Source organism: Mycobacterium hippophais (assembly GCF_027529605.1).
GTDB lineage: Bacteria > Actinomycetota > Actinomycetes > Mycobacteriales > Mycobacteriaceae > Mycobacterium > Mycobacterium arseniciresistens.
Genome location: NZ_JAPZPY010000014.1, coordinates 132941 through 155186 on the forward strand (window position 1 = coordinate 132941; position 22246 = coordinate 155186).

The 22246-nt window shown below is 71.4% G+C and carries 20 protein-coding genes and 1 pseudogene; 18 read left to right on the top strand and 3 right to left on the bottom strand.

What is annotated here, in order from left to right; all coding sequences use genetic code 11:
- Window positions 1–30: 30 nt before the first annotated feature.
- The 10 genes from O6P37_RS24510 (at window position 31) to O6P37_RS24555 (ending at window position 9003) form a co-directional block, all read left to right on the top strand.
- Window positions 31–804, top strand: coding sequence for a 3-oxoacyl-ACP reductase (locus O6P37_RS24510; protein ID WP_269896506.1), 774 nt, complete (start codon window positions 31–33; stop codon window positions 802–804).
- Between the two features lie 10 nt (window positions 805–814).
- Complete coding sequence (locus tag O6P37_RS24515; RefSeq protein WP_269896507.1) at window positions 815–1546, top strand: FadR/GntR family transcriptional regulator; 732 nt, start codon at window positions 815–817, stop codon at window positions 1544–1546.
- A 46-nt stretch (window positions 1547–1592) separates the two neighbouring features.
- Complete coding sequence (locus tag O6P37_RS24520; RefSeq protein ID WP_372503793.1) at window positions 1593–1922, top strand: ArsR/SmtB family transcription factor; 330 nt, start codon at window positions 1593–1595, stop codon at window positions 1920–1922.
- 56 nt (window positions 1923–1978) lie between these two features.
- On the top strand, window positions 1979–4825 hold the full coding sequence (locus O6P37_RS24525) for a BTAD domain-containing putative transcriptional regulator (protein ID WP_269896508.1): 2847 nt from the start codon (window positions 1979–1981) through the stop codon (window positions 4823–4825).
- Window positions 4826–4905: 80 nt separating this feature from the next.
- On the top strand, window positions 4906–5748 hold the full coding sequence (locus tag O6P37_RS24530) for a class I SAM-dependent methyltransferase (RefSeq protein WP_269896509.1): 843 nt from the start codon (window positions 4906–4908) through the stop codon (window positions 5746–5748).
- Between the two features lie 87 nt (window positions 5749–5835).
- Window positions 5836–6516, top strand: coding sequence for an energy-coupling factor ABC transporter permease (locus O6P37_RS24535; RefSeq protein ID WP_408633246.1), 681 nt, complete (start codon window positions 5836–5838; stop codon window positions 6514–6516).
- Complete coding sequence (locus tag O6P37_RS24540; protein ID WP_269896511.1) at window positions 6513–6845, top strand: PDGLE domain-containing protein; 333 nt, start codon at window positions 6513–6515, stop codon at window positions 6843–6845. Before O6P37_RS24535 ends, O6P37_RS24540 begins: the two co-directional genes overlap by 4 nt.
- A 3-nt stretch (window positions 6846–6848) precedes the next feature.
- Window positions 6849–7622, top strand: a complete 774-nt coding sequence (gene cbiQ / locus O6P37_RS24545; RefSeq protein ID WP_269896512.1) for a cobalt ECF transporter T component CbiQ — start codon at window positions 6849–6851, stop codon at window positions 7620–7622.
- Window positions 7619–8362 carry an energy-coupling factor ABC transporter ATP-binding protein gene (locus O6P37_RS24550; RefSeq protein WP_269896513.1) on the top strand — a complete coding sequence of 248 codons (744 nt, stop codon included), beginning with the start codon at window positions 7619–7621 and terminating at the stop codon, window positions 8360–8362. The genes cbiQ and O6P37_RS24550 overlap by 4 nt, the downstream gene beginning before the upstream one ends.
- 44 nt (window positions 8363–8406) lie before the next feature.
- A complete protein-coding gene (locus O6P37_RS24555; RefSeq protein WP_269896514.1) occupies window positions 8407–9003 on the top strand; it encodes a sigma-70 family RNA polymerase sigma factor in 597 nt (198 codons plus the stop codon).
- 9 nt (window positions 9004–9012) lie between these two features.
- Here O6P37_RS24555 and mtr read toward each other — a convergent pair whose 3' ends face one another.
- Window positions 9013–10428: a mycothione reductase gene (gene mtr / locus O6P37_RS24560; RefSeq protein WP_269896515.1), complete on the bottom strand. Its 1416-nt coding sequence runs from the start codon at window positions 10426–10428 to the stop codon at window positions 9013–9015.
- Between the two features lie 5 nt (window positions 10429–10433).
- Window positions 10434–11462, bottom strand: coding sequence for an alpha/beta hydrolase (locus tag O6P37_RS24565; protein WP_269896516.1), 1029 nt, complete (start codon window positions 11460–11462; stop codon window positions 10434–10436).
- 193 nt (window positions 11463–11655) lie between these two features.
- Between O6P37_RS24565 and mqo the strand changes: the two genes are divergently transcribed.
- The 7 genes and pseudogenes from mqo (at window position 11656) to O6P37_RS24600 (ending at window position 20362) form a co-directional block, all read left to right on the top strand.
- A complete protein-coding gene (gene mqo, locus O6P37_RS24570) occupies window positions 11656–13161 on the top strand; it encodes a malate dehydrogenase (quinone) (protein WP_408633247.1) in 1506 nt (501 codons plus the stop codon).
- Window positions 13162–13173: 12 nt separating this feature from the next.
- A complete protein-coding gene (locus tag O6P37_RS24575; RefSeq protein ID WP_264015107.1) occupies window positions 13174–13638 on the top strand; it encodes a GNAT family N-acetyltransferase in 465 nt (154 codons plus the stop codon).
- On the top strand, window positions 13635–15548 hold the full coding sequence (locus O6P37_RS24580) for a VWA domain-containing protein (RefSeq protein ID WP_269896518.1): 1914 nt from the start codon (window positions 13635–13637) through the stop codon (window positions 15546–15548). The genes O6P37_RS24575 and O6P37_RS24580 overlap by 4 nt, the downstream gene beginning before the upstream one ends.
- Before the next feature lie 19 nt (window positions 15549–15567).
- Complete coding sequence (gene cobO, locus O6P37_RS24585) at window positions 15568–16182, top strand: cob(I)yrinic acid a,c-diamide adenosyltransferase (RefSeq protein ID WP_269896519.1); 615 nt, start codon at window positions 15568–15570, stop codon at window positions 16180–16182.
- A 4-nt stretch (window positions 16183–16186) separates the two neighbouring features.
- Window positions 16187–17558 (top strand): annotated as a pseudogene (locus O6P37_RS24590) (cobyrinate a,c-diamide synthase).
- Entirely contained in the window at window positions 17555–18751 is a 1197-nt protein-coding gene (gene cobA, locus O6P37_RS24595; protein WP_269896520.1) for a uroporphyrinogen-III C-methyltransferase, read from the top strand. The pseudogene O6P37_RS24590 and the gene cobA overlap by 4 nt, the downstream one beginning before the upstream one ends.
- A gap of 33 nt (window positions 18752–18784) precedes the next feature.
- Entirely contained in the window at window positions 18785–20362 is a 1578-nt protein-coding gene (locus tag O6P37_RS24600) for an MFS transporter (protein WP_269896521.1), read from the top strand.
- On the opposite strand, the gene O6P37_RS24605 is transcribed toward O6P37_RS24600, so the two are convergent.
- On the bottom strand, window positions 20359–21252 hold the full coding sequence (locus O6P37_RS24605) for a LysR family transcriptional regulator (protein WP_269896546.1): 894 nt from the start codon (window positions 21250–21252) through the stop codon (window positions 20359–20361). The genes O6P37_RS24600 and O6P37_RS24605 overlap by 4 nt on opposite strands.
- A gap of 132 nt (window positions 21253–21384) precedes the next feature.
- Between O6P37_RS24605 and O6P37_RS24610 the strand changes: the two genes are divergently transcribed.
- A complete protein-coding gene (locus O6P37_RS24610) occupies window positions 21385–22197 on the top strand; it encodes an SDR family oxidoreductase (protein WP_269896522.1) in 813 nt (270 codons plus the stop codon).
- Window positions 22198–22246: the final 49 nt, after the last annotated feature.

Below are 22246 nucleotides of genomic sequence, written 5' to 3' on the forward strand. Positions count from 1 at the left end.
GCCTGAATGCAAGCCGCAGAGGAGAACTGAATGGACCTGACCCAGCGACTGGCCGGCAAGGTCGCCGTGATCACCGGCGGCGCCAGCGGCATCGGGCTGGCGAGTGCCAGGCGGATGCGGGCCGAGGGCGCCACCATCGTGATCGGTGACATCGACCCGGCCGCCGGGAAGTCCGTCGCCGACGACCTGAACGGCACCTTCGTCGCCGTCGACGTCTCCGACCAGGTGGCGGTCGACGAGCTGTTCGACACCGCCGCCGAGACGCACGGCTCGGTGGACATCGCGTTCAACAACGCCGGGATCAGTCCGCCCGAGGACGACCTGATCGAGAACACCGGCATCGACGCATGGCAGCGGGTGCAGGACATCAACCTCAAGTCGGTGTTCTTCTGCTGCAAGGCTGCGCTGCGGCACATGGTCCCCGCGCAGAAGGGGTCGATCATCAACACCGCGTCGTTCGTGGCGGTGATGGGATCGGCGACGTCGCAGATCTCCTACACCGCATCCAAGGGCGGTGTGCTGGCCATCTCCCGGGAGCTCGGTGTGCAGTACGCGCGCCAGGGCATCCGGGTCAACGCACTGTGCCCTGGCCCGGTGAACACCCCGCTGCTGCAGGAACTCTTCGCCAAGGACCCCGAGCGGGCGGCGCGGCGGCTGGTGCACGTGCCGGTGGGGCGGTTCGCCGAGCCGGAGGAACTCGCCGCGGCGGTGGCGTTCCTGGCCAGTGACGACGCCTCGTTCATCACCGCGTCGAGCTTCCTGGTCGACGGCGGCATCAGCGGCCACTACGTCACTCCGCTGTAAGCCGGCTGCGATGACCGCCGACCCGGACGTGCCGATCTCCCCGGAAGCGGGCGATGCCCTGCTGCGGCCGGTGCGGCTGGGAAACGCGTTCGAGGACACCGTCGGACGGCTGCTGCAGACGATCCGGCTCGGGGTGGTCGCACCGGGGGAGTCGCTGCCACCCGAGCGTGAACTGGCGGCGCGGCTCGGGGTCAGCCGCGACACCGTGCGCGAGGCGATCCGGTCGCTGGCCGATGCCGGCTATCTGGTGGCCCGTCGCGGTCGCTACGGCGGCACGTTCCTGGCCGACGAACTGCCCCCGCACACCGGTGCGCAGGCCGGCGTCAGCCGGGCGGAGATCGACGACGCGCTGCGGCTGCGGGAGATCCTCGAGGTGGGCGCTGCGCGGATGGCGGCACAGCGCACGCTGACCGCCGCCGAGCGGGAAGGGTTGTGGTCGCGGCTGGCCGACGTGCGCTCTGCGGCGCCCGACGACTACCGGCGGCTCGACTCGCGGCTGCACCTGGCGATCGCCGAGGCGGCCGGCTCGCCGTCACTGGTGCCGCTGGTGGCCGAGAACAGGATGCGGGTCAACGCGATGCTGGACGGGATCCCGCTGCTGGCCCGCAACATCGCCCACTCCGACGAACAGCACGAGGCCGTCGTGATCGCGATCCTGGCCGGGGACGCCGACGGCGCGGCCACCGCCATGCGTGTCCACGTCGCCGGTTCGGCCACGCTGCTGCACGGCTTCCTGGACTGACGCCGGGGGCCCTCGCCATAACCCGTCGGGCGCTACATTGAGAGCTGTGATCCGAGCCGGCGAGCACGTGCACGTCGAGCGGGCGACGTCGGCGCTGGCCGACGTCGACACCGCCGGCTGGACGCAGCGCTTCGACCTGCTGTCGGATCCGAACCGGCTGGGCATCCTGCTCGGGCTGCACCGGGCGCCCGGAATCTGCGTCAGCGACCTGGCGGCCGCCCTCGGCCGTTCGGAGAACGCGGTGTCGCAGGCGCTGCGGGTGCTACGGGAACAGGGCTGGGTCAGCTCGACGCGGGTGGGCCGGTCGGTGAGCTACCGCCTCGAGGACCAGACGGTGCACGACCTGCTGCACTGGATCGGCGCCCGGCACGACTGACCGGCTCCGCGTGTTTCGCGGGCACGGGGTCGCCCCGTGGTGGACGCTGTACCCCGATGGGGGTGAATTTCCGGTTACTCGGTGAGGTCGAGGCCCTCGTGGACGGCCACGGCCTCGACGTCGGGCATGCGCGGCAGCGGTGTGTGCTCGCCTGTCTGCTGGTCGACGTGAACCGGCCAGTGTCGGCCGATCAGCTCATCGAGCGGGTGTGGGCGGGCGATCCGCCGCACCGGGCCCGTAACGCGCTGGCGGCGTACGTGTCCAGGCTCCGCCACGCGCTCGCCGCCGCCGACGCCGTGCACATCGCCCGCGGGACGGCGGGCTACACGCTGAACGCGCACGCCGACTCGGTCGACCTGCACCGGTTCCGCACGCTGACCGTCGCGGCCCGCGCCGCCGGACAACCGGGGGAGGCGCTCGCCGCGTTCGACGACGCACTGGCGCTGTGGACCGGTGAGCCGTTCGCCGGCCTCGACACGCCGTGGGTGAACGAGATGCGCGCGGCGCTGGAGACCGAGCGCCTCTCCGCCACGCTGGACCGCAACGACGCCGCGCTGCGGGTCGGCCGGCACACCGAACTGCTCACCGAACTGAGCACGGCGGCAACGGCTCACCCGCTCGACGAACGGATCGCCGCACAGTTGATGCTGGCGCAGTACCGCAGCGGCAGACAGGCCGCCGCGCTGCAGACCTACCGGCGGATGCGGGCGCGACTCGTCGCCGAACTGGGCGTCGAACCCGGGCCGGCGCTGGAGGCCGTGCACCGCGAGATCCTCGCCGGCGCAACCGTGCCCGCTCCGCAGGACGCGCCGGCGCCGCAGCCCACCCGCCCCACCCCGCGCCGGGCGACCCGGTTCATCGGCCGCACGAGCGAGCTGGCCGCGATCACCGGTGCGCTGCGGGTGGGCACCGCGCTGACGCTGACCGGCGTGGGTGGTGTCGGCAAGACCCGACTGGCCTACGAGGCCGCCGACCACGCCGACGGCTTCCCCGACGGTGTCCGGACCTGCGAACTCGCCCCCGTCGACGACGGGTCCGCTGTGGGCCGGGCCGTCGCGGTTGCGCTCGGCCTGCCGCAGGGCAGGGACACCGCCGTCACCACCACCGTGGTCGACCACCTGCGCAGCCGCCGGCTGCTGCTGGTCGTGGACAACTGCGAGCACGTGCTGGCCGACGCGGCGGACCTGGTGGACCGCATCACCCGCGAGTGCGCCGGGGTCGCGGTGCTCGTCACGAGCCGGGAATCCCTCGGTATCGACGGTGAGCGGCTGCTGCCCGTCGAACCGCTGCCCGAGGGCGACGCCACCGCCCTGTTCGCCGACCGGGCCAGGGCGATCCGGCCCGACTTCGACCTCGACACCGAACCGATCGGCGCCGTCGCCGAGATCTGTCGCCGGCTCGACGGTGTGCCGCTGGCGATCGAACTCGCCGCCGCGCGCCTGCGGGCGATGAGCAGCCTCGACGTCGCGCGACGGCTGGACCGGCTGCGACTGCTCAGCGGCGGTGCGCGCGGCGCTCACCCGCGCCAGCAGAGCGTCGAGGCGACCATCGACTGGTCCTACCGTCTGCTGGCCGAGCGGGAGCAGACCCTGTTCGACCGGTTGTCGGTGTTCGCGGGCAGCTTCGACCTGGAGGCGGTGCACGGGGTCTGCGCCGAGCGCAGCGACGACGAGGACGACACGCTGGAACTGCTGACCGGCCTGGTGGACAAGTCGATGGTGGTCGCCGTCCACGGTGACGCGGGAACCCGCTACTCGGTGCTGGAGACGCTGCGGGCGTACGGCCGGGAGCGATTGCGCGAGAACGATTCTCACGACCGGTGCGCCGTGCGGCACGCCACGTACTTCACCGAACTGGCCGAGCGCGGGGCCACGGCGATGCACGGTCCCGACGAGCAGGTGTGGATCGAACGGATGGCGCCGACCGCGGGCACCACCTTCACCTCACCCGACCACGACAACCTGCGCACCGCCTTCGAGCGGGCGATGGCCGACGGTGACACCGGCCTCGCGCTGCGCATCGTCGCGTCGCTGCCCGAACTGATGCACATGCGGGTCGGCTACACCTCGATGGACTGGGTGGACCGGGCGATCGAATCCGCCGATCCCGCCCATCCGCTGTTCGCCGCGGCGGTCGGGGTGTCCGCGCGCGGCGCATGGGTGCTCGGCCGGTTCTCCCATGCGCTGGCGCTCGCCGCGCTCGCCGAGGGCAGGGTCCCCGAACGCGGCCACTCCTACCTCGGATACCCGGGCGACATTCCCGCCGACGTGGCGGTGGTCTGCGGCGATCCCGCTGTCGCGCTTGGGCATTACCTCGAGGAGTGCGCCGTCGCCCGCGACGCCGGCGATGCACCGAGGCTGGTGTGGAATCTGTACAACAGCACGGTGGCCCAGGATGTCCTCGGTGTCCCGGAGGCCGGACTGGCCGCCGCTGCGGAAGCCATCCGCGTCGCGGCGACCACCGCCAATCCGAGTGTCTCGGCGATGGCCCGGTGCGCACTGGGCCGCTCGCTCAAGTCCACCGATCCCGAGCGTGCGGTCGCGGTGCTGGACGAGGCGTTCGCTTTGGCCGCGCCCGTGCAGAACAACTGGCTCACGGGCATCGCCCGGATGGAGTCCGCGGCCGTGACCGCCGTGCACGGTGACCCGGCGGCCGCGGCCCGTCGACTCCACGAGGTGCTCGACCACTGGAGCCAGGCCGGTGAGGGCGCCGGGGCGCAGCACTGGTACTGCCTGCGCTACGTCATCCCGCTGCTGGAGCGGACCGGCGCGGCGGCGGACGCCGCGGCGCTGCGCCGCGCCGATCCCGGTGACGACCGGTTCGCCGAAGATCCCGCGATCCTGTCCGGCCCGGAGGCAATGGCGCTCGCCAGGGCGGCCCTGCGACGCCTTCTCGCTCCCTGAGCTGCGCATTCAACGAACGCCGAAGGTCCGCCGAACCGTCGCCGCCGATCGTAGAGCGACCATCGAGAACTGGAGGACTGATGACCACTGAACACACGACGGTCGACGAGGCCGACCGGGCGCTCAAGGCGAAGCACCGCGCGCTGTGGGCGTCGGGTGACTACCCGGCCGTCGCCGCGGAGCTGATCCCGTCCCTTGGCCCGGCACTGGTGCAGGCGTGCGGGGTGCGGCCCGACGACCGGGTGCTCGACGTGGCGGCCGGATCCGGCAATGCCGCCATCCCCGCGGCGCAAGCCGGAGCGATGGTGACCGCCTGCGACCTGGCGCCGGAACTGTTCGACGCCGGCAGGCGGATCGCCGCCGCGCACGGAGTCGAGCTGGAATGGGTGGAGGCCGACGCCGAGGCGCTGCCGTTCGCCGACGGCGCGTTCGACATCGTGATGTCCTGTGTCGGTGCGATGTTCGCGCCGCATCACGACGTCACCGCCGGTGAGTTGATCCGGGTGCTCCGGCCCGGCGGCACCATCGGCATGGTCAACTGGACGCCATCGGGCTTCGTCGGGCAGTTGTTCGCCACCATGAAGCCCTACGCCCCGCCACCGCCTCCCGGTGCCGGATCGCCGCCGATGTGGGGCGACGAGGCCCACATCCGTGCCCTGTTCGGCGACCGCGTGACCGGGTGGGCGTTCGAGCGCCGGACGGTGGTGCTCGACCACTGCACGTCACCCGCACAGTTCCGGGAGTACTGGAAGCGCAACTACGGGCCGACGATCGCGACCTATGCGCACAACGCCGCCGCACCGGACCGGGTCGAGGTGCTGGACCGGGACTTCCTGCGATTCCTCGTCGAGGCCGACCGGGGCGACGGTGACCGTGCGGTCTGGGAGGCCGAGTATCTGGTCGTGACGGGGACGAAGCGCTGACCTCGGTACATCTGTCCATCTGTTCATCTGGACATATGTCGGGTGCGGTCATAGGCTCATCGGATGGCCGCCACCAGCGTCGTCGCCATGCACATGAGCGACGGCATCGTCAGTGCGCCGGTGTCACTGATCTTCGCCGTGATCGCCGTTGCGGCAGTCGGATTCTGCACCGTCAGGGCCCGCGCCGAGCTCGACGAGCGCACCGTGCCGTTGGCCGGACTGGTCGCCGCGTTCATCTTCGCGGTGCAGATGGTGAACTTCCCGATCCTGCCCGGTGTCAGCGGGCATCTGCTCGGCGGTGCGCTGGCCGCGATCCTCGTCGGCCCGTACACCGGGGCGCTGTGTATCGCGATCGTGCTGGTGGTGCAGTCGCTGCTGTTCGCCGACGGCGGGGTGAGCGCGCTGGGCACGAACATCACCAACATGGCGGTGATCGGTGTGTTGGCCGGCTACGGCACGGCGGTGCTGGGGCTCACGCTGGCGCGGCGCCGCGGCGAGGTGTCCACCAGGACGCTGGGCGGAATCTCCTTCGTCGCGGCACTCGTCGGGACGGTCTGCGCGGCAATGGGATTCGTCGTCGAGTTCGCGCTCAGCGGGGCGGGCGGAGCGTCGCTGTCCACGGTCGCCGGTTACATGTTCATCACGCACGTCCTGATCGGCATCGGTGAGGGACTCATCACCGCCCTCACCGTGGTGGCCGTCGCAGGCGCCCGGCCCGACCTGGTGCATCTGCTGCGCCGCCGGACGCGCGCCGGGGTGCCGGCATGACGCGACGGTCGGTGTTCTGGTTCGCCTTCGCCACCGCTGTGCTGGTGATCGCAGGCGGCCTGTCCTACCTCGCCAGCGGCAGCCCCGACGGTCTGGACTCGGCGACGCTGCAGGGCTGCGAGGTGGTGGAGACCGCGGCGGGCGAGGAACTCAGCGGCGCCTGCATCGCGCAGCACGCGACCGAGCATCCACTGTCGTCGTCGCCACTGGCCGACTACGCGATCGGCGGGCACGCCGCGACCGGTGGCATCGCCGGAATCGTCGGCGCACTGGTCACACTCACGGTGGCGGGCGCCGCCTTCTGGGGCATCGCAAGAAGCAAGCGCTAGCCCATGGGCGCAGGCGCACACCCGCTCTACCGCCACGGCGACACGGTCGTGCACCGGACGCCTGCCGAGGTCAAGATCGTCTGCCTGGTCGTGTTCGTCCTCGCGGTCGTCGCGACACCCCGGGAGCTGTTCTGGCCGTACGCGGCCTATGCCGCCGTCGTCGTGGCGTGCTGGTCGGTCGCCCGCATCCCGGCGCGCTGGGTGCTGCCACGCATGCTCATCGAGGCGCCCTTCGTCGTCCTCGCGGCGCTGCTGCCGTTCACGGACGGAGGTGCGAGGGTCACCGTCGCCGGGCTGGACCTCTCGGTCACCGGCCTCTATGCGGCATGGGGCATCGTCGTCAAGGGCACGCTCGGGGTGGCGGCCGCGTTGACGTTCGCCGCCACCACGCAGGCCACCGAACTGCCCGCCGCGCTGAGCCGGCTGAGGGTGCCCGCCGTGCTGACGTCCGTGCTGGTGCTGATGATCCGCTACGTCGATCTGCTCACCGCGGAGGCGGGACGCATGCGGATGGCGCGGATCTCGCGCGGCGACTCGCCGCGGGCACTGCACCAGGCCGGCGCCGTCGCCCGCGGGGTCGGCACCCTGTTCCTGAGGTCCTTCGAACGCGGGGAACGCGTGTACGTCGCCATGCTGTCGCGCGGTTTCGACGGCGCGGCACCCGATCTCGCCGCCGTCGGCGCTCCTGCCCGCGCCAGGCCTGCACTGTGGGCCGCCGCGATGGCGCCGGCGGTGACGGCCGTTGCGGTCTGCGCGGCGGCCTGGGTGTCCGCATGAGTGTGCCTGCGGCGGTGCGGATCGAGGGACTGCACCACACCTATCCCGACGGCCGGGCCGCACTCAACGGGCTCGACCTGACCATCACCGCCGGTGAACGGGTGGCGGTGCTCGGCCCCAACGGGGCGGGCAAGACCACGTTGATGCTGCACCTCAACGGTGTGCTGACGGCGACGGCCGGTTCGGTCGCGATCGGTGGTGTCACCGTCGGCCGCAAGACCGTTCGCGACATCCGGCGCCGGGTGGGTCTGGTGTTCCAGGACCCCGACGACCAACTGTTCATGCCGACGGTCGCGCAGGACGTGGCGTTCGGGCCTGCCAACTTCGGGGTGCGCGGCGACGAGCTGGACAGCCGCGTGCGCAAGGCGCTGGCGACGGTCTCGGCGACCGGGCTCGCCGATCGCAACCCGTCGCATTTGTCGGCCGGGCAGCGCAGGCGCGCGGCACTGGCCACCGTGCTGGCCTGCCGGCCCGAGATCCTGGTGCTCGACGAGCCGTCGGCCAACCTCGACCCGGTGGCGCGCCGCGAACTCGCCGAGACCCTGCTGACACTCGACGCCACGATGCTCGTCGTGACCCACGACCTGCCGTACGCCGCGCAGCTGTGCGAGCGGGCGGTGGTGATGGACAGCGGAGTCGTCGTCGCCGACGGGCCGATCGGCTCGGTGCTCGCCGACAGCGCCCTGCTGGCCGCCCACCGGCTGGAACTGCCATGGGGCTTCGTGGTGCCTGCGCGCTGAAAATCGCTTGACCTCAAGTCCACTTGAGATGCCAGGCTGTCGGCGTGACGACCGCGACAGAGGATCACGACCAGCGCAGGGCCCGCTTCGAGCGGGACGCACTGCCCTTGCTGGACCAGCTCTTCCGGGCCGCACGACGCTACACCCACAACACCGCCGACGCCGAGGACCTGGTCCAGGAGACCATGGCGAAGGCCTACGCCGGATTCGGCTCCTACGCCGACGGCACCAACCTGCGGGCCTGGCTGCTGCGCATCCTGACCAACACCTGGATCAGCTCCTACCGTGCCGCGCAGCGCAGGCCCGACGAGGTGCTCTCCGACGACTTCACCGACGCGCAATTCGCTGCGGGAGCGCAACATTCGTCGCGGGGCCTGCCCTCGGCCGAACTCACGGCGCTGGAGGCGATGGGCGACGAGGACGTCCGCGCGGCGCTGCAGGCGCTGCGGGAGGACCAGCGGATGGTGGTCTACTACGCCGACGTCGAAGGCTTGCGCTACAAGGAGATCGCGACGATCCTCGACATCCCGCCCGGCACCGTGATGTCACGGCTGCACCGCGGCCGCAGGCTTCTGCGCCTGCTGCTGGTCGAGGTGGCCGCTGCCCGCGGCTACCTGCCCCGCGACTGCTGCGCGGCGTGAAGGCGTGAATCAGTGCCGTCGGGGCGGTGGCCACGGTGGCTCGCCGCACAGCGCCAGCAGGGCGTTCTCCACCACCTCCGGCAGCGCCGGGTGGATCCAGTACTGGCCGCGGGCCATGTCCTGGGCAGGCAGGTCGAAAGCCATCGCCTGGATGAGCGGCTGGATGATCGACGACGCCTGGTGTCCCATGATGTGCGCGCCGAGCAGCAACCCGGTGTCGTCGTCGACGATCAGCTTGGCGAAGCCGGTCGCGTCCTCCATCGCCCAGCCGTAGGCGACGTCGCCGTAGTCCTGCACCTTCGACCGGATGCGGTATCCCGCTGCGCGGGCCTCGTTCTCGGTCAGCCCGACCGACGCGATCTGCGGCTCGGTGAACACCGCCGACGGCACGTTGCGGTGGTTGGCGGGCATCAGGTTGTCGGTGTCGTCCCAGTCCTGCAGCAGGTTGTGCTTGACCACCCGCGCCTCGTGGTTGGCGACGTGCTTGAGCTGATACGGCGAACTGATGTCGCCCAGCGCGTAGACGTTTCGCGCCGTGGTGCGCTGGAAGTCGTCGACGACCACCAGCCCGTCCTCGACCTTGACGCCGGCGTGGTGGGCGTCGAGCTGATCGCCGTTGGGGATGCGGCCGGTGGCGACGAGCAGGGTGTCGGCGTGCAGATTCGAGCCGTCGTCGAGGTGCAGCGTCACCCCGGACTCGTCGGACTTGCCGCTGACGATGTTGCGGCGGCTGCGGATCTCCCACTTCTTGCCCGCGATGTCGGTGAACCGTTCGCAGATGGTGTCGTCGCAGTGGGTGAGCATCGTCGTGCCGCGCAGCACGATCGTCACCCGGGAACCCAGCGACGAGAAGACGTGCGCGAACTCGGCGGCCACGAAACCGCCACCCACGATGACGATGTGCTCCGGCAGCTCCGAGATGCGCATGATGCTGTCGCTGGTGTGATACGCCACGCCGCAGTCCAGGATGGCCGGCGGCACCGTCGCCCGCGAACCCGCGGCCAGCACCACCTGGTCGGCGGTGAACTCGTCGCCGTCGTCGGTGCGCAGCCGGTAGCCGTCGGCACCGGAACCCGCCGGGGCGAACCGTGCGTGGCTGGCGAACACCTCCACGTCGGGCGACGACCGGCGGTACTGCTCCCCGCCGCTGGCGAGCGGGTCGATGCGGCCGAACACCCGCGAGACGATGTCGGTCCAGCGCACCGCGTCGACGTGGGCGTCGACGCCGAAGCGGGCCGAGTCGTGGACCTGCTGGGCGACGCCCGCGGCGTAGACGAACATCTTGGTCGGGATGCAGCCGACGTTGAGGCACGTGCCGCCGAACAGCCCCTTCTCCGCGATGGCCACCCGCTTGCCGAGGTAGCGGTCATCGAGGACGGAGTTGCCCGATCCGGTGCCGATGATCGCGATGTCGAAGTCGGCCATACCCATCACTCCTGTCGGGATCGTGCCGACGGCGTGTCGGAACGTGTGTCCGGCAGGTACCCGTCCAGCCAGCGGTCCAGTTCACGGTAGGCCACCGCCCGTGGCCCGGCCAGGGAGAGGAACACGTCGTGCTTGGCGTCGGCAATCGGCACCACGGTCGTGCGGTTCCCGATGCAGCCCGCCCACCTCGCGATCTGCCGGACGTCGAGCACCGCGTCACCGCGCTGGATGGCGTCGAGGCCCGCCGGGTCGCGCACCTCGCGCACGCTGTGGTCGGACCGCAGGATCAGATTGGGCACGCCGACGTCCAGTCCGCGGTGCAACCGGGCGTGCCCGCGCCGGATCGCGGCGAGCCAGCCGACGGTGACGGGGAACCCGCCGACCGGTTTCCAGTCCAGGTTGTAGTCGAATTCGCCGGCGTAGTCGCGGTGCAGCGAGGCCCCGTAGCCCCCCTCGGGCACCGGGGTGCGCACCACCTGTCGCTTGCGCAGCCGCGACACCGCCGACATCGCCGCCGAGGTGCCGGCGAACCGCAGGATCGCCGGGCCCTGCAGATCCAGCCACGGGCTGTTGAGCACCAGACCGGTCACATCGCACTGCGCGGTGCGGTCACGTCGCCGCAGCCGGTCCAGCCACAGCGGGACGATCAGCCCACCCGCCGAGTGCGCCATCACCAGCACGTCGGCGCCGCCGGTCTCGGCCGCGACGATCTCGCACGCCCGCTCCAGTTCGGCGTCGTACCGGCTCAGGTCGGTGGTGAAGTGCGGGGTCTGGCTCGGCTGCCACGAGCGGCCGCATTTGTGCAGGTCGAGCGCGTAGAACGCGAAGCCGCGGGCGGCCAGCCGGTCGGCCAGCTCGGTGTGGAAGAAGTAGTCGGTGAACCCGTGCACCAGCAGCACCGCGTGCGCGGCCGGGCGGGCGTCGCCGCGGCGCACCACGGTCGCGAAGAGTTCGCCCTCCCCATCGGGGTCGGTGCCCAGCTCCACGGTGTGCTGCCAGTAGCCGGGCAGAACGTCGGGCTCCCAGCCGGTCACGACAGCCACCTTAGAGCCCGCGCACCGGCACGGGGGTGAGGAGTTGCACAGCCCTGGGCCGGTTTGGCGCAACGGTGTCGGGATAACCTGAGTGCTGAACCGTCTCGAACGGACCGTGTGAGCATGTGAGGGCCGAGTGTCGAAGTCAGAGGCAGCCACCCAGACCGACGTCGTGCTGGTGGGCGCGGGGATCATGAGCGCGACGCTGGCCGCCCTGATCCGGCTGGTGGAGCCCGACTGGTCGATCACGCTGATCGAGCGGCTCGACGGCGCCGCCGCGGAGAGCAGCGACCCGTGGAACAACGCGGGCACCGGCCACTCGGCGCTGTGCGAGCTCAACTACACCCCCGAACTGCCCGACGGCGACATCGACATCGCCAAGGCTGTCCACGTCAACGAGCAGTTCCAGGTGTCGCGTCAGTTCTGGTCCTACGCCGTGGAGAACGGCGTGCTGCCCGACGTCCGCAGCTTCCTCAACCCGATCCCGCACGTCAGCTTCGTCAGCGGCGCCAAGAACGTCCAGTACCTGCGCAAGCGGTACGACGCGCTGGTCACCAACCCGCTGTTCGCCACGATGGAGTTCATCGACGACCGCGACGAGTTCACCCGCCGGCTGCCGCTGATGTCCGAGCAGCGCGACTTCTCCGACCCGGTGGCGCTGAACTGGACCCAGGACGGCACCGACGTGGACTTCGGTTCGCTGTCGCGTCAGCTCATCGGCTTCGCCGCAAAGCAGGGCATGACCACCTACTTCGGCCACGAGGTCCGCGATCTGGACAAGCAGTCCGACGGCAGCTGGACACTGAAGGTGGTCAACCGGCGCACCGGCGCCAAGCGCAAGCTCAACGCCAAGTTCGTCTTCGTCGGCGCAGGCGGTGGCGCGCTCCCGCTGCTGCAGCGCGCAGGCATCGCCGAGGCCAAGGGTTTCGGCGGGTTCCCGGTGGGTGGCCAGTGGTTGCGCAGTGGCAATCAGCGCCTGACCGCAGGCCACCAGGCCAAGGTCTACGGCCAGCCGCCGCTGGGCGCGCCGCCGATGTCCGTGCCGCACCTGGACACCCGGGTGATCAACGGCAAGTCGTACCTGCTGTTCGGTCCGTTCGCCGGCTGGTCGCCGAAGTTCCTCAAGCAGGGCAAGGTCACCGATCTGCCGTTCTCGGTGCGGCCGAACAACCTGGCATCCATGCTCGGCGTCGGTGTGACCGAGCTGGGCCTGGTCAAGTACCTGATCGGCCAGTTGCGGCTCAGCGAGGCCGACCGCGTCGATGTACTGCGTGAATTCGCGCCCAGCGCACAAGATTCCGACTGGGAGCTGGACATCGCCGGCCAGCGCGTCCAGGTGGTCCGCCGCAAGGGCCGCGGCGGCGTGCTGGAGTTCGGCACCACCGTGCTCACGGCGGCCGACGGCAGCATCGCCGGCCTGCTCGGCGCGTCGCCCGGTGCGTCGACGGCCGTGCCCGCGATGTTCGACGTGATGGAACGCTGCTTCGGCGACCGCTACCAGACCTGGCTGCCCAAGCTCAAGGAGATCGTGCCGTCACTCGGCGTCCAGTTGTCCAACGAGCCGAAGCTGTTCGACGAGGTGTGGGCGCACGGCACCAAGGTCCTCAAGCTCGACCGGCCGGCGAGCGGGATGCCTGCCACCGTCGACCACGAAAACACTGCAGGCACCGAGCATTCACCCACCGCGGCCACTGCCTGACGTGGTCGGCGGATGACTGTCGCGCTGCGGCGCAGCTGGGCGAAGGACCTCGATGCGGCAACGCTCTACGAGCTGCTCAAGTTGCGTGTCGAGGTCTTCGTCGTCGAACAGGCATGTCCCTACCCGGAACTCGACGGCCGCGACCTGCTCGCCGAGACCCGGCACTTCTGGCTCGAAGGTGTTGACGGAGAGGTCATCTCGACACTGCGGTTGATGGAGGAGCATCCCGGCGGGCAGAAGGGCTTCCGCATCGGCCGGGTGTGCACCAAGCGCGAGGCGCGCGGCCACGGCCACACCCACCGGCTGATGCAGGCCGCCCTCGCCGACGTCGGCGACCATCCCTGCCGCATCGACGCGCAGACCTATCTCGAGGAGATGTACCGCGGCCACGGCTTCGTCCGCGACGGCGACGAATTCCTCGACGACGGGATCCCGCACGTGCCGATGCTGCGGGCCGCGTCGGGGGCGGCGCAGTGACCGCCGAACCCGGCTACCCCTTCAGCGCACTCGTCGGACACGACCGGCTGCGCCTGGCGTTGCTGCTGTGCGCGGTGCGCCCGGAGATCGGCGGGGTGCTGATCCGCGGGGAGAAGGGCACCGCCAAGTCGACGGCGGTGCGCGCCCTTGCCCGGGTGCTCACGGCCGTCGACGCCGGCGCGCGGCTCGTCGAGCTGCCCATCGGGGCCACCGAGGACCGGGTGGTCGGCTCGCTTGACCTGCAGAAGGTGCTCCGCGACGGCGAGCATGCGTTCTCGCCGGGTCTGCTGGCCCGCGCGCACGGCGGCGTGCTGTACGTCGACGAGGTCAACCTGCTGCACGATCACCTGGTCGACGTGCTGCTCGACGCGGCGGCGATGGGCCGGGTGCACGTCGAGCGTGACGGCATCTCGCATTCGCACGACGCCCGCTTCGTCCTGATCGGGACGATGAACCCCGAGGAGGGGGAGCTGCGGCCGCAGCTGCTGGACCGTTTCGGGCTCACCGTCGACGTGGCGGCCTCCCGCGACGTCGACGTCCGCGCCGACGTGATCCGCGCCCGGCTGGCCTACGAGGCCGATCCGGCAGGCTTCTCCTCCTACTACGCCGAAGCCGACGCCGGACTGGCCCGCCGCATCGCCGGCGCCCGCGCCCTGGTCGGCCGGGTGGTGTTGCCCGACAGCGAGTTACGCCGTATCGCCGCGCTGTGTGCGGCGTTCGACGTCGACGGCATGCGCGCCGACCTGGTGGTGGCGCGCACCGCCGTCGCCCACGCCGCCTGGCGGGCCGCCGACGCTGGGGCGAGCGAAGCGACGGGAGATGTCGCCGGGGCGAGCGACGCGATCACCGTCGCCGAGGAGGACATCCGGGTGGCCGCCGAATTGGCGCTGCCGCACCGTCGTCGCCGCGACCCGTTCGACGACCCCGGTCTGGATCCGCAGCGCCTCGACGAGGCGATGGAGGAGGCCGGTGCGCAGAGCGCCGACGCGGAGTCCGGGCCCGAGGATCCGGAACCCGATCCGCCGGGTGGCGGGGCATCGCCCGACGGTGCCGCGGAAGCGCCTGGCAAGCAACAGGATTCGCCGTCGCCGACCCGTTCCAACGCGGCGCCCTCGGGGGTGTTTCGCACCAGGGCACTGACCGTGCCCGGGGTGGGGGAGGGCGCGCCCGGCCGGCGTTCGAGGGCAAGGAACCGGACCGGCACCGTCGTGTCGGCCACCGCCGACCCCGGCGTGGGACACGGTGTGCACATCTTCGGCACCCTGCTGGCCGCCGCCAATTCGCAACGCGCGGCGGGACGTCCGCGGCCGGGACCCGACGACGTGCGGCGCGCGGTGCGGGTGGGCCGCGAGGGCAACCTGGTGATCTTCGTGGTGGACGCGTCGGGGTCGATGGCGGCCCGCGACCGGATGGCGGCGGTCGGCGGCGCCACGCTGTCACTGCTGCGCGACGCCTACCAGCGGCGGGACAAGGTGGCGGTGATCACGTTCCGCGGCGACGCGGCACGGGTGCTGCTGCCGCCGACGTCGTCGGTGTACATCGCGAGCAGGCGGCTGGCCCGCTTCGACACCGGCGGCCGTACTCCGCTCGCCCAGGGACTGCTGACCGCCCGCGATGTGGTGGTCCGGGAGAAGGCCCGCGACCGGGCCCGGCGCGCACTCGTAGTGGTGCTCACCGACGGCCGGGCGACCGGCGGGCCGGATCCCGTCGGCAGGGCGCGGGCCGCCGCCGCACGGCTGGTCGCCGAGGGCGCCGCGGCGGTCGTGGTGGACTGTGAGACGTCATTCGTGCGACTGGGTCTGGCCGCTGACCTCGCCGCCCACCTGGGCGCCCCGGCGGTGCGGCTGGCACATCTGCACGCCGACGAGCTGACCCGGGTGGTCAGCCGGGCCGACCGCACCGCGGCCTGAACCACCGAGGAGGACCGCCATGCCCCAGGGCCGCCCGCTGACCGTTCCCGCCGACGGGTTGAGCACCCGCGCCCGCCGCAACGCGCCGCTGCTGGCCGTGCACACCGGTCCGGGCAAGGGCAAGTCGACCGCGGCGTTCGGGATGGCGCTGCGGGCGTGGAACCAGGGGTTCGACATCGCGGTGTTCCAGTTCGTCAAGAGCGCGAAGTGGAAGGTGGGCGAGGAGGCGGCGTTCCGCGAACTCGGTCGCCTGCACGAGCGCGACGGCGTCGGCGGGCCCGTCGAATGGCACAAGATGGGCTCCGGGTGGTCGTGGTCGCGCAAGGCGGGCAGTGCCGACGACCATGCGGCGGCCGCAGCCGACGGGTGGGCCGAGATCACCCGCCGGCTGGCCGAGCAGCGGCACGACTTCTACGTGCTCGACGAGTTCACCTACCCGCTGAAGTGGGGATGGGTCGACGTCGACGAGGTCGTCGCCACGCTGGCCGACCGGCCCGGCAACCAGCATGTGGTGATCACCGGCCGCGACGCGCCGCAGGCCTTGCTCGACGCCGCCGACTTGGTGACCGAGATGACGAAGGTCAAGCACCCGATGGATGTGGGCCGCAAGGGCCAGAAAGGGATCGAGTGGTGACCCGGTGAGCGTGCCCGCCCTGGTCATCGCCGCCCCGGCCTCGGGCAGCGGGAAGACCACCGTCGCAACCGGTCTGATGGGCGCGCTGCGCCGGGCGGGCCGGTCTGTCGCGCCGTTCAAGGTGGGCCCGGATTTCATCGATCCGGGCTATCACGCGCTGGCCGCGCACAGGCCCGGCCGCAACCTCGACCCCGTGCTGGTCGGCGAGTCGCTGATCGGGCCGCTCTACCGGCACGGCAGCGACGGTGCCGACCTCGCCGTCGTCGAAGGTGTGATGGGGCTGTTCGACGGGCGAATCAGCGACGAGCCGATCACCGGGCCCGCCCGCGGTTCCACCGCAGAGGTGGCCGCGCTGCTGGGCGCGCCCGTGGTGCTGGTGATCGATGCCCGCGGTCAGAGCCACAGCGTGGCCGCCCTGCTGCACGGCTTCGTCGGCTTCGACTCGGCCGTGCGGATCGCCGGGGTGATCCTCAACCGCGTCGGCTCACCGCGCCACGAACAGGTGCTGCGGCAGGCCTGCGAGTACGTCGGGCTGCCGGTATTCGGGGCGATACCGCGCACCGAAGCACTCGCCGTGCCGTCACGCCACCTCGGTCTGGTGACCGCCGGCGAGCACGGTGCGCAGGCCCGCGAGGCGGTGGAGGCGATGACCGAGGTGGTGGGCCGCCACCTGGACCTGACGGGCATCCGCGCAGTCGCGACCAGCCGGGTCGGTGACCCGCCGTGGGACCCCGCCACCGCAGAACCCGTGGGCAACGGCGTCACGGTGGCCGTCGCGGCGGGAAACGCGTTCAACTTCCGCTACACCGAGCACACCGAGATGCTGCGCGCCGCGGGAGCCGAGGTGGTGGACTTCGACCCGCTGACCGATCCGCTGCCCTCGCGGACCGCCGCGCTGGTGCTGCCGGGCGGCTTCCCCGAGCAGCACGCAGCCGAACTGTCCGCCAATGACATTCTGCGCCAACAGATCAGGAGGCTGGCCGCCGCCGGTGCGCCGGTGCACGCCGAATGCGGCGGACTGACGTACCTGGTGGACGAACTCGACGGCCACCCGATGTGCGGCGTGCTGTCGGGTTCGGCGGAGTTCACCCCGCGGCTCACACTGGGTTACCGCAGCGCGCTGGCGACCGGTGAGTCGGTGATGTACCAGGTCGGCGACACCGTGACCGGCCACGAATTCCACCGCACCACAACCAAGTTCACCGGTGACTACGGCCCGGCGTGGAGGTTCTCCGGAGATCGGGCCTGCGCGCCGGAGGACGGTGCCCTCGACCGCAACGTGCACGCGTCGTACCTGCACACCCATCCGGCCTCGGTGCCTGCGGCGGTCACCCGTTTCGTGGCCGCCGCGGCGCGGCTCTAAGCTCGCCGGGTGACCGAGAACGCCTACCTGGTAGGACTGCGGCTGGCCGGCAAGAAGGTCGTCGTGGTCGGAGGCGGAACCGTCGCGCAGCGCCGGCTGCCGCTGCTCATCGCCAACGAGGCCGACGTGCACGTCATCGCCCGCGCCGCCACCCCGGCCGTCGAGGCCATGACGGGGATCACACTGCAGCTGCGTGACTTCCGCGACGGTGACCTCGACGGCGCCTGGTACGCGATCGCCGCGACCGACGATCCCGACGTCAACGCCGCGGTCGTCGCCGAGGCCGAGCGCAGGCGCATCTTCTGCGTGCGCGCCGACGTGGCCAGGGACGGGACGGCGGTGACCCCGGCGTCCTTCGAGTACGAGGGCCTGGCGGTCGGGGTGCTGGCCTCGGGTGAGCACCGCCGCTCGGCCGCGATCCGTTCGGCGATCCACGAGGCGATGCAGCAGGGCCTCATCGCCGCGGACACCTCCGAGACGATGCGGGCCGGCGTCGCGCTGGTCGGCGGCGGGCCCGGCGATCCGGAGCTGATCACCGTGCGCGGGCGGCGGCTGCTGTCCCAGGCCGACGTGGTGGTCGCCGACCGGCTGGCGCCGCCGGAGCTGCTCGCGGAACTCGCGCCGCACGTCGAGGTGATCGACGCCGCCAAGATCCCCTACGGCAGGGCGATGGCGCAGGACGCGATCAACGAGGTGCTCGTCGACCGGGCGCGTGCGGGCAAGTTCGTGGTGCGGCTCAAGGGCGGCGACCCGTTCGTGTTCGCACGCGGGTACGAGGAGGTGCTCGCGTGCGTCGAGGCGGGGATTCCGGTGACCGTGGTGCCCGGTGTGACCAGTGCCATAGGTGTCCCGGCGCTGGCCGGCGTCCCGGTCACCCATCGCCACGTCACGCACGAATTCGTGGTGGTCAGCGGGCATGTCGCGCCGGACCATCCCGAATCGTTAGTGAATTGGGATGCGCTCGCCGCGCTCTCGGGCACCATCGTGTTGCTGATGGCGGTGGAACGCATCGAACTGTTCGCCAAGGCCCTGCTGGACGGCGGCCGACCTGCGGATACCCCTGTGCTCGTGGTCCAGCACGGAACCACGTCGGCTCAACGGAGTTTGCGGGCGACACTCGCCGACGCGCCGCAGCGGATCCGCGAAGAGGGCATCCGACCTCCCGCGATCATCGTGATCGGGCCCGTCGCGGCCTTCGGCGGTTAAAGGGTTCTTAAGATTACTGTAAGGTAACCCGTTATGACGGCTCTCAATGACGCAGAGCGCGCAGCCATGTTCAGCGATGCCGCCGGGGGTTCCGGGCGGGCTGTGCCGTCGAGCAACAAGTCGGCCAAGGCACGCACCGCCAAGGCTCCGGCCTGGGTTCCGTCGCGGCGGTTCTTCGCCGCGGTGATCGCCATCGCCGGTATGCAGCTCATGGCCACGATGGACGGCACCATCGCCATCGTCGCGCTCCCCAAGATCCAGGATTCACTGAACCTGTCCGATGCCGGGCGCAGCTGGGTCATCACGGCCTACGTGCTCACCTTCGGCGGACTGATGCTGCTGGGCGGGCGCCTCGGCGACTCCATCGGCCGCAAGCGGACGTTCATCGTCGGCGTCGCGCTGTTCACCATCGCCTCGGTGTTGTGCGGCATCGCCTGGGACGAGGCCACGCTGGTGATCGCGCGGCTGCTGCAGGGCGTCGGCGCCGCCATCGCCTCGCCCACCGCACTGGCCCTCGTCGCGACGACGTTCGCGAAGGGCCCGGCCCGCAACGCCGCCACGGCGGTGTTCGCCGCGATGACCGGTGTCGGTTCCGTCATGGGACTGGTCGTCGGCGGCGCGCTGACCGAGGTGTCCTGGCGGCTGGCCTTCCTGGTGAACCTCCCGATCGGGCTGCTGATCGTCTACCTCGCCCACACGGCGCTGCGGGAGACCCACAAGGAGCGGCTCAAGCTCGACGCCACCGGGGCGCTCCTGGCGACCCTGGGCTGCACGGCGGCGGTGCTCGCCTTCTCCATGGGTCCCGAGCAGGGCTGGGTCTCACCGGTCACCATCGGCTCGGGCATCGCCGCGCTGATCTGCCTCGTCGCGTTCATCATCGTCGAGCGCACCGCCGAGAACCCGGTGGTTCCGTTCGAACTGTTCAAGGATCGCAACCGGCTGGCCACGTTCGGGGCGGTCTTCCTGGCCGGCGGCGTGATGTTCACCCTGTCGGTGCTGATCGGCCTCTACGTCCAGGACATCCTCGGCTACAGCCCGCTGCGGGCCGGTATCGGCTTCATCCCGTTCGCCATCGCGATGGGCATCGGGCTGGCGCTGTCCTCGCAGCTGGTGTCGATCTTCCCGCCGCGGATCCTGGTGATCGCCGGTGGAATCCTGGTGCTCGGCGCGATGGTCTACGGCTCGACGCTCAACAGCGGCATCCCGTACTTCCCGAACCTCGTCATCCCGCTCGTGGTGGGCGGCATCGGGATCGGGATCATCTTCGTCGCGCTGATGCTGTCGGCCATCGCCGGCGTCGGGTTCGACCAGATCGGTCCGGTCTCGGCGATCACGCTGATGATGCAGAACCTCGGCGGGCCGATCGTGCTCGCGATCATCCAGGCCGTCATCACCTCCCGCACGCTGTACCTGGGTGGCACGACGGGGCCGGTGAAGAACATGGACACCACCCAGCTCGCGGCCCTCGACGCCGGATACACCTACGGCCTGCTGTGGGTGGCCGCCGTCGCGGTCCTGGTCGGCGGCGCCGCCCTGCTCATCGGCTACACCAGCCAGCAGGTCGCGCACGCCCAAGAGGTCAAGGACGCGATCGACGCCGGAGAGCTCTAGCCCGAGATCTCTGCGGCGACCGAGCGCAGCGCGGCGACCACCGCGCCGGCCTCGTCACCGGCGTCCGCCGCGGTGAGCGCCATCGTGCTGCGGCCCAGCCAGTTCGGGTCGTCGACCGCCACGGTGGTGACACCGTCGGGCACCGACTTCGCCGCCAGTTCCGGCATCAGGCAGATCCCGAGGCCGGCGGCCACCAGTCCGAGCCGTGCCGGCCAGCCGGCCACCCGGTGCCGGATCACCGGATCGGACAGCGTCGGCCACGCGGTGAACTGCGGATCGCCCGCCGAGCCCGTGCCCGCGATCCACGCCTCGTCGGAGAGTTCGCGGACCGCCACCGGGCCTGCGGCCGCCAGCCGGTGCCCGACCGGTACGGCCACGCACAGGTCCCCGGCGTAGATGCGGCGCGCGGCGAGGCCGTCGACGTCGTAGTCGGGCAAGCCCGCGCCCGCGCCGATGACGGCGATACCCAGCCGGCCCGCGCGCAGCTCGCGCAGCAGCGCCGGCGTGGCGGCCTCGCGCAGGCTCACGCTCAGCCCCGGGTGCTCGACCGCCAGGCGTGCCACGGCCCGCGGCACCAGCACGGCCATCGCCGCGGGAAACGCGCCGACGGCGACGCGTCCAGCGAGCCGGTCGCCGAGGCCCTCCAGTTCGTGCCGGAGCGCGGCCGTGGCGCCGAGGACGCGGGCCGCGTGCTCCACCACCACCGCGCCTGCCGGCGTGAGGCTCACGCCGCGCACCTCACGGGCGAACAGGCGGTAGCCGGCGGCGTCCTCCATCGCCGCGACCTGCCGCGAGACCGCGGGCTGTGAGTACCCCAGGGACCGGGCGGCGGCGGTGAACGACCCCAGCAGTGCGATCTCGCGGCACACCCGCAGCCCCTCGAGCGTCATCTCGGTCACGACCCCACCCTAGGCATGCGCATCACGTATGGGTGGCCTTCGGATTGCTCATCTCCCGCATGGATGTACCGCCGGCTCGGGGTGGTTGACTCGGGCAGAAGCGCGAAAAAAGGGAAGTTCGACATGACCAGGACCTGGTTCATCACGGGTGCGTCCCGCGGCATGGGCCGCGAACTCGTCGAGCAGCTGCTCGCACGCGGTGACACCGTCGCCGCGACGCTGCGGCGACCCGAACAGCTCGACGATCTGGCGGCGCGGCACGGCGACCGGCTGTGGCGGCGCGCGCTCGACGTCACCGACACCGGGGCAGTGCGCGCGGTCGTCGCCGAGGCCTTCGCCGCACACGGCCGCATCGACGTCGTCGTGTCCAACGCGGGATACGGGGTGTTCGGCGTCGCGGAGGACCTCACCGACGAGCAGATCGACCAGATGATCGCCACCAACCTCACCGCGTCCATCCAGCTCGCCCGCGCGGTGCTGCCGCACCTGCGTGCCCAGGGCGGCGGCCTGCTGATGCAGATGTCGAGCATGGGCGGGCACATGACGTTCCCGGCCTTCTCGCTGTACCACGTCACCAAGTGGGGCATCGAGGGCTTCTTCGACGCCCTCGCAGCCGAGGTCGAGCCGTTCGGCATCCGCACCACGCTGATCGCACCGGGTGTGGTGCGCACCGGCTTCTTCGAGGCGGCGGCGCGTGTTCCGCTCAGCGAGCCCTACCGCGGCGGCCCCGCCGACGCGCCTGCCACCACCGTCGAGGAGATGACCGACGACCCCGAGCGCACGGTCGCGGCGATCATCCGCGCCGCCGACTCCAGCGACCCGCCCCGCCGCCTGGTGCTCGGCTCCGACGCCTGGACGCTGATCACCGGGGCGTTGCGGGCCCGGCTGGACGACGTCACCGCCCAGCGCGAGAACGCCGCCACCGCCGACTTCTGAGTGATTCTCGGCGCGCTCACCGCCGCACCGCGTCACCGGGCGCGCCGAA